This is a genomic window from Streptomyces sp. NPDC092045, from assembly GCF_044756005.1.
GTDB lineage: Bacteria > Actinomycetota > Actinomycetes > Streptomycetales > Streptomycetaceae > Streptomyces.
In genome coordinates this window covers 23,322-30,207 of the sequence record NZ_JBIVSC010000036.1, presented here as the reverse complement: position 1 = coordinate 30,207, position 6,886 = coordinate 23,322, and the positions used below count along the sequence as shown (strand labels likewise).

Here is a 6,886-nt window from a genome sequence, read left to right as displayed (position 1 = left end):
CCGCAGGGCGTCGGTCCACAGGGTGCGGCCGTGGTGGTCGGCGATGACGGTGGCCTTCATCGTGTTCTGCTTCTTCTTGCCCGACACGAACGCCCGCCAGCCGCCCCGGCCCGCGGTGGGCCTGCGGACCTGGACCTCGGTGGCGTCCAGCCGCAACAGGACCCCCTCGGCCTGGGCGTAGGCGAAGACGTCTTCCAGAGTCCGCAGCCGCAGTCCGGGCCGTTCCGGGACGGCAAAACCTCTCCCGGCCAGCAGACGGCGCACCTCACCGACCGCCCGGGTCATGGTGGAACGGTCCACTTCGTAAAGAAGGGCCAGGACCGCGTGTGGGAGGTCGTGACGCAGGTGGATGAGCGTGGCGACAAGCCGGTCCACGAACACCAGCTGATGCCTGGCACCGGCTCCCGGCGCCCGCTTCCTCGCACCGCCCCGAGCCTGGTGCCGGCGGCCTTCGACCGCGACCACCCACGGTCGAGCCAACTCCGCGATCAGCGAGGACAGATGACTCCTTGAGACACCTGTGAACAACGGATGTGCCAGGACCGAACGATCCACCGTGCCTTCCACCATCAGAGCATGCCCACCCGCTATCACGCACCAACTCGTAAGCGCGTACATGGCTGCATCCGAGAGCAGGGTCGCTGCTTCACCCTTGCACGCGCTGGAACCGACGGGTCGTAGGTCCGTGTCGCGGCCACTCCGGACACACAAGCTTCAGCTCTTTCTCGCGGTGGACGTCTGTCCAGGACCGGCCATAGCCGAGATCGTCCAGCAACGCATCGCACCTCTCCGGAGGAACTCGACGGCGACTGGACCGACGAAGGCGCGCTTGCAGTCGGCCCTGCAGTAGAAGTCCGCGGTTTCGCGGTGCCACATGCGGCTAAACGCGGCAGCTGTCGGTGTGGGTGACCTCTCGGAAGTCGGTGATGAGGGGGCTGGCCATCGACTCGCGGTATACGACTGCGGCGCGGCCGTAGGGCCAGGTGAGGTCGTCGTGGAAGTTCTGCTGGGCTTCAGAGCAGCTGCCGAACATCAGACCGCGGACGATGTCGGTCCAGGCGGCATCGTCCTGGTAGCTCTGCCCTTCGGGGTAGATGCCGGGGCCGAAGGTGACGAACAGCGTCTGCGCCGCGGGGTTGAACGTGACGGTCACCTCGTCGTCCATGTACTGCTGCCCTTGAAGAACGGGAGCCGCGCCATCGCGCAGGCGCTGCGCGGCGGCCTTCTCAGCCTGTGTGGCCGGCACCCGGGCGGCGGCCCACTCATCAACGGTGGGCTGCATGCTGTCGCTGCGGGTGTAAGCGGGGGAGGGGGCAGCCGAAAAACGAGGGCTCGGCGAGGAGGACGACGGTACGTCGAAGGTGGTCAGTGCGGGGCCGGTTGCAGGGCTAGCGGGGTGCTGAGCTGCAGGCGTGAGACTAGCGGCTGGGGTTTTCTGACCGCTGGGTGCGGAGACTGGTTCCCGCGTGGTGGGGGATGACTGCGTGGCGGCCAGGATGCCGCCGACGCTGCCCACGAGGACAGCAGCGGCGGCGAACGCCAGGTACAGGCGAGTGTGGCTGGTGCGTTTCGAGGGGGCAGGCCAGGTCGGCTCGTCGGACGGCAGATCCCAGCTGAGACCGACTAGGTCGGCTATCAGTGTCGGCTGAGGCAGTTCGGCGGGCCCGGTGACGGCCGTGGTCTGGCTGGCAAGCAACTCACCACATGAGCGTGCGAGTTCGGAGGATGTTGGCCGGTTCGACGGTTCCTTCGACAGGGCCTTCTCCACCAGCTGGCGTAGATCATCGCCCATGCCGTCGAGGTTGGGCTCGGCGGACAGGACGCGAAAGGCAACGGCGTCGGCAGCACCGCTGCCGAAGGGAAGACGACCTGTTGTTGCGTAGGCGACCAGGGCACCCCAGGCGAAGACGTCGCCCTCTGGGCCGACCATGCCGCTGCGGTAATGCTCAGGGCTGATCCAGCCCGGCGTGCCCGTCATCACGCCAGTGCGGGTGACGGAGGTCCCGTCCAAAGCATGAGCGATGCCGAAGTCCAGCACCATCGGGCCCCAAGGGGCCAGGATGACGTTCTGGGGCTTCACATCCCGGTGCACGACGCCGGCTGCATGGACTGCGGAGAGTGCGGCTGCGGTACCGGCGGCCAAGGCGTACAGGCGGGCCCCAGCCAGCGGCCCGCTAGCGGCCACGTGCTGGTCGAGGGTGGGGCCGGGTATGAAAGCGGTGGCAAGCCACGGAGCGGGCGCATCGGGGTCGGCATCGACCACCGAAACCAGGCAGGGACCCGTAACACGCTGGGACAGCTGGACCTCCCGCCGGAACCGAGCACGGAACTCGTCGTTGGCGGCCTGCGCCGGATGCACAACCTTGACGGCCATCCGCTCCCCGGCGGTACTGAGCGCGGCATACACGGTGCCCATGCCGCCGGACCCGAGCCGGCCCACGACGCGATGGGGGCCGATACGACGCGGATCACCTTGCTGCATCGACTGAACACGGCTAGGCATGGATGCTTCCCCCTGGTGATCAACGGCACGCATACGCCGAAGTAGTGATCAATCGTATCGGCTCGCCCGCGCAGCCAGACAACAAGGAAGGCCCGGCCGTGGCGCGAGGCCCTCGCGCGTCTGACGGCGGTTCCTGCCGCTGTCGGGGCATCCGTCGTGCGGCGCCGTGCTGCTCTGCGGATCCGGAGGCGCACCCGTCCTCCCCGTCGCGGGCGAGGGTACGTGGTCCAGCCGCGGGGGTCCGGTGAACGCCCTATCGGCGTCACCCACGACCTGGCCGCAGTCCGGGCAGCTTGTGTTGACTCTGGTGTGGCGCAGCCGATGCGCGTGCTTGTTGATCTCGGCGGCCTGCGCAGCATCTCCTCCAAGGGCCCGCGGTGCTGTTCGGTGAACTCGTCCAGTCGCTGGGCGCTCGCGCTCGCGTACGGCACCAGGCCTGGTCAGTCTCCCGGAGAGTTGGCTGAGAGCCCGCTGGAGCGACCTGCTCTCCTCCAGTCTCTGTAATGCTGTTCCATCTGCCTCTGTGCTTCCACATCACCACTTTCGGCCCGCGCACTGAGGCGACGCAGGACACGGGAGGCAGTGGCCACGCCGACGCATACATAGGTCATCAGGACTGCCCCGGTGAACCCGAGTGTGTAAAACAGTGTGTCGGTGTCCGGTACATCGGGCAGCCGTTCGGCCACTGCCTGGCAGGCCATGGCCGGCATGATGAGCAGCATGCCCCAGATCATGCGGGGACCGGTCCAAAGGGCGATGTGACGGCTGACAAGACGCCGAGGCCAGGAAGTCCGCCCCTGCAGATCGCGACGCAAGCTGAAGGCGGGCCAGATAAACGTCAGGGAGTAGATCAGCTTCAGCAGTTTGCCGGGACGCTCCGACAAGAGCGCCGTCCACTCCTCCTCGTAGTCCCGAGCCAGCTCGGCGTCGGGGACGCGGCGAGCAGACCAGCGGATCACCCTTCGGGCCAGCCAGGGACTGATGTCGACGGCTTCGTTGAGCACCAGGCCGACGATGAGACCTCCGACGTACGACAGTGTGTCCATCAGGCAGTCCCCCATCCGAGGCTGCCGGGAGTTCGACGGGACGCGGGTTCGGGCAGGCGCCCGCGCCGCTCCATCAGGATCTCGCGTACGGCGGCACGGCCGGTGGGAGTGAGCCGATAGAGCTTCTTGCGCGGCCGCCCGGGGACCGGCTCTTCGGCCTCCCAGTGACTGTCCAGCAGCCCGGCCGTCTGCAGCCGGGCCATGATGGGGTAGACGCTTCCAGTCGGCTTGCGCGCCGCCTGAGCGATGGCGTACCCGTGTACGTCGTCACCCGAGACGAGCAAGGCCTCCATCACGTCAAGCGTGGCGCCAGTGATCTTGAATGATCGCTCCATAACCCAACGCTACCTATGTAGAGTTAGCTTGTCCAGGGTGGCCACAGCCAGCGTTCGGCAAGGGCAGGACGACAACGGTATGACAGTCACTCCGGAGCCGGGGTGCCAGGCTGCCAGGCGGGAGAGGGCTGGTGGGCCGAGGCGCGGCCGCGTTGGGCGGCGGCCTGGTCGGCCAGGTACAGCACGTTGGTGGCGACCGCCCGTACGCCCGCGTCCCAGCCGTCCTCGAACCCCTCCTCGACCCCGTCGGGAGCACTGCTCTCCACGATCTAGGGGTAGGTCCCGGCGGCCGCTCAGGGCTCCAGTATTGCGACAAGCGCGTCCGTACCGAGCCGAGAGCCGCCGCTGGGATTGCTCCGGTGAGGGACCTGACCAGCTGACCATTACGGAGCCGTCCCAGAATCAGGTGGCGTGTGCAGCGAACGGCCGGTCATGCTGTTCTCAAGGTGAGGGGGCGCGTGTGGCACGTGATCAGGCGGAGATCGAGCAGAGAAACCGGCAGTGCCTTGAGGCGTTTGTGGTGCGAGCGCGCCGTGTGGCAGAGCACTCCCTTGCTGATGACTGGGAGAAGCTCGTGACGCTCATCGACCCGAAGATCGGGGTCCGTTTCGAGAACGGTGAGGTCCGGATCCGGCATGAGCTGCCGGCTGAGGAGGTAGTTGAGTCCGCTGCGGCGCGGATCCGGCCGATTCTCTTGGAGACCGAGGACTGCTTCCACATGAAGGCGTTGAAGGCGCTGGGCTACGTCTGTCGGGAACTGCCGCAGGACGCAGAGCAGGTCCGGGCGATGCGTGCGGAATGGAAGGTACGGGTGGCTCCCGCCACGCCCGCGGATGCCACTTACCGGGTCTTGGTCGCCAACACGATCACAGGTGAGGAGCACGACCTCGATGCGCACCGGCTGGCCCTGGCCTGGATCTACGGCGATGTGGTGCATCACGATATGGAGCGGCGGAAGGAAGGTGATCCCTTCGGATTGCGAGACCGGTTCCGGGCCGCAGTGCCGCTGGTCGCCTGGACCATGGTCGCGACGATCGAACTCCTCGCCTACATCGAAGCTCTGCGGAAGGACGGCGTTCTACAGCTCCGGCCGGAAGCCTTCGATGCCCAGGTAGCCCTGAAGTCGACGGTGTGGGAAGAGCCCGCCCAGATGTTCTTCGCTCCCGTCGGGACGGAGCTGCCATCTGATGCGATGACTCCCATGCCCGCGGGGTGGCTCCCCTTGGGCAAGGACACAGACCTCCCAAGCCTGCAGCACATCCTCGGAGGAGAACTCCTCCAGCAGGTCGCTTCCGCACGCACGACTACCCCGTCCAGCGAACACTCCGCAGCGACTCCGCCCACGAACGACGGCGACTCGGTGCAAACCATTCATGTGGTTGCACGGCAGCCGACTGAGGACTAGCAGGCTGAGTTGGTCGAGCCCTGGAAAGCGATGTAGCTCTGACGATGCACTGTGTCCCGCGTCAGCCTGGCATGGGGACGCAGTGCATCGTCAGAGCTACGCCCACCTCATCCCGACCTTGGAGAGCTGCTCCATCCGATCAGGCGTCAGCGACGCCGCCCGGGAGCGTTGGTTGCTGACCCACGCCCCGAGCTTCAGCGACACCTCCCGCTGCTCCTGGCCCTCGCCGTTGCCGCTGCCGAGGACGAGGGTCTCGACGTGCTTCCTCGGCACGGTCAGGTGTCCTTCGCGCTGGTAGAACTGGCGGGCGGCGGCGTAGTGCATCGTCCACTTCTCCGCCTGGCTCGTACGCGGCTTCGGCTTCTCTTCCTCGGTGGCCGGGGTGATGCCGAGGACGTGCTCGCACATCCACTGCTGCACGCTCGTGAGCTTGTCCCAGCCGAGCCGGACCGAGCGCACCCACCGCCCCAGGTCCTCGCCCTGGCGTACGACCTCCCCGGCTGCCACGGGCAGCACCCCGCCCTCGTCCAGGTGCTGACGGACGAGGTGGAACGCCCGCTGCCACTCCACCGGCCAGCTCGGGCACCAGGACGGGTCGATCTCCTCCAACTGCTCGCGCCGTGCCTCCGACAGTGCCCCGGCCCACGACGCCACGGGCAGCCCTTCGGCCTGGCGCTGCTCCAGTTCGGCCGCGCGCCGGGCGGCGGCCCGCGCGTTCTTCAGCCAGATCCCCACCGCCGCGCCCTGGTAGACGGCGCCGAGCGGGGCCAGGAGGTGCCCGTTCTCGGCGGCCCACCCCCGCGCCGCCGTCAGGCCCTCTTCCCAGGCGACGTCGTGGTGCGACCAGACCATGCCGAGCTTCTCCAGCTCCTCGACCCGATCCGGGTCCATGTCTCCACGGGCGTAGAAACGCCGGCCGTCGGCGATCCACTGCCCCAGCGGAAAGCCCGCGAGCGCCGCCGACCACCCCTCACCCTGCACCTCTTGGCCCTCCTCCTTCACCGGGACCCGGAAGGTGAAGGGGACACGAAGGTCCCCGTGGAGCCGGTGGTAGAGGGAGGCGGCCTCGATGCCGCGCCGCCAGTGCTCGTGCTCCGGGTTGAGCACCCGCAACCGGATGAACGCCGCGAGCGCGGCCGGGTCGCGGGGCGTGGAGAACTTCAGCAGCACCCTGGCCGGGGCACTGACGCCTCCGGAGCCCGTCCCGCTCCCACGCGTGCCCGACCCATCCTTGTCCCCGTCGTCGGTCTTGCTGGCGGGCGTGTAGCGGCTCGGCCGCTGCTGCTCCGCCAACGCCTCCACCACCCGCGCATCGTGCGCCCGGAGCGCCTCCAGGAGCTTGGCGAGTCCGCCGAACGCCCGGGAGGTCAGCATGTTGTCTACCGTCTCCCCAGGCCCCAGGAGCACCGGCACCACGAGCGAGGCCACCTTGCCCTCGCCGGGCTGCATCCGCAGCGCCCGGCCCACGGCCTGGACGAGGTCGGGCATGGAGCCGCGTACGTCGGCCCAGTAGACGGAGTCGCAGTTCTTGGTGTCGATTATCTAGAGGTGGGGAAGTGTGAGGGACGTTTGCTGCGCTTGCTCCAGCGGGCGGTAG

At 68.0% G+C, this 6,886-nt stretch carries 7 protein-coding genes; 1 reads left to right on the top strand and 6 read right to left on the bottom strand.

Annotated elements, in window-relative coordinates; translation table 11 throughout:
- The 5 genes from ACIQKA_RS34320 to ACIQKA_RS34300 form a co-directional block, all read right to left on the bottom strand.
- A partial coding sequence (locus ACIQKA_RS34320) for a transposase family protein (protein WP_402543341.1) occupies positions 1-570 on the bottom strand: 570 nt, incomplete at its 3' end.
- A 310-nt stretch (positions 571-880) separates the two neighbouring features.
- Positions 881-2,503 (bottom strand): serine/threonine protein kinase, encoded by a 1,623-nt coding sequence (locus ACIQKA_RS34315; protein WP_402543340.1) that lies wholly within the window; start codon positions 2,501-2,503, stop codon positions 881-883.
- 440 nt (positions 2,504-2,943) lie between these two features.
- A complete protein-coding gene (locus tag ACIQKA_RS34310) occupies positions 2,944-3,549 on the bottom strand; it encodes a hypothetical protein (RefSeq protein ID WP_402543339.1) in 606 nt (201 codons plus the stop codon).
- Positions 3,549-3,884, bottom strand: a complete 336-nt coding sequence (locus ACIQKA_RS34305) for a PadR family transcriptional regulator (protein ID WP_402543338.1) — start codon at positions 3,882-3,884, stop codon at positions 3,549-3,551. The genes ACIQKA_RS34310 and ACIQKA_RS34305 overlap by 1 nt, the downstream gene beginning before the upstream one ends.
- Positions 3,885-3,970: 86 nt before the next feature.
- A complete protein-coding gene (locus ACIQKA_RS34300; protein ID WP_402543337.1) occupies positions 3,971-4,150 on the bottom strand; it encodes a hypothetical protein in 180 nt (59 codons plus the stop codon).
- A gap of 194 nt (positions 4,151-4,344) precedes the next feature.
- On the opposite strand from ACIQKA_RS34300, the gene ACIQKA_RS34295 reads away from it, so the two are divergent.
- On the top strand, positions 4,345-5,289 hold the full coding sequence (locus ACIQKA_RS34295) for a hypothetical protein (protein ID WP_402543336.1): 945 nt from the start codon (positions 4,345-4,347) through the stop codon (positions 5,287-5,289).
- 96 nt (positions 5,290-5,385) lie between these two features.
- Here ACIQKA_RS34295 and ACIQKA_RS34290 read toward each other — a convergent pair whose 3' ends face one another.
- Positions 5,386-6,777, bottom strand: a complete 1,392-nt coding sequence (locus ACIQKA_RS34290; RefSeq protein WP_402543335.1) for a Helicase associated domain protein — start codon at positions 6,775-6,777, stop codon at positions 5,386-5,388.
- Between the last annotated feature and the right edge of the window lie 109 nt (positions 6,778-6,886).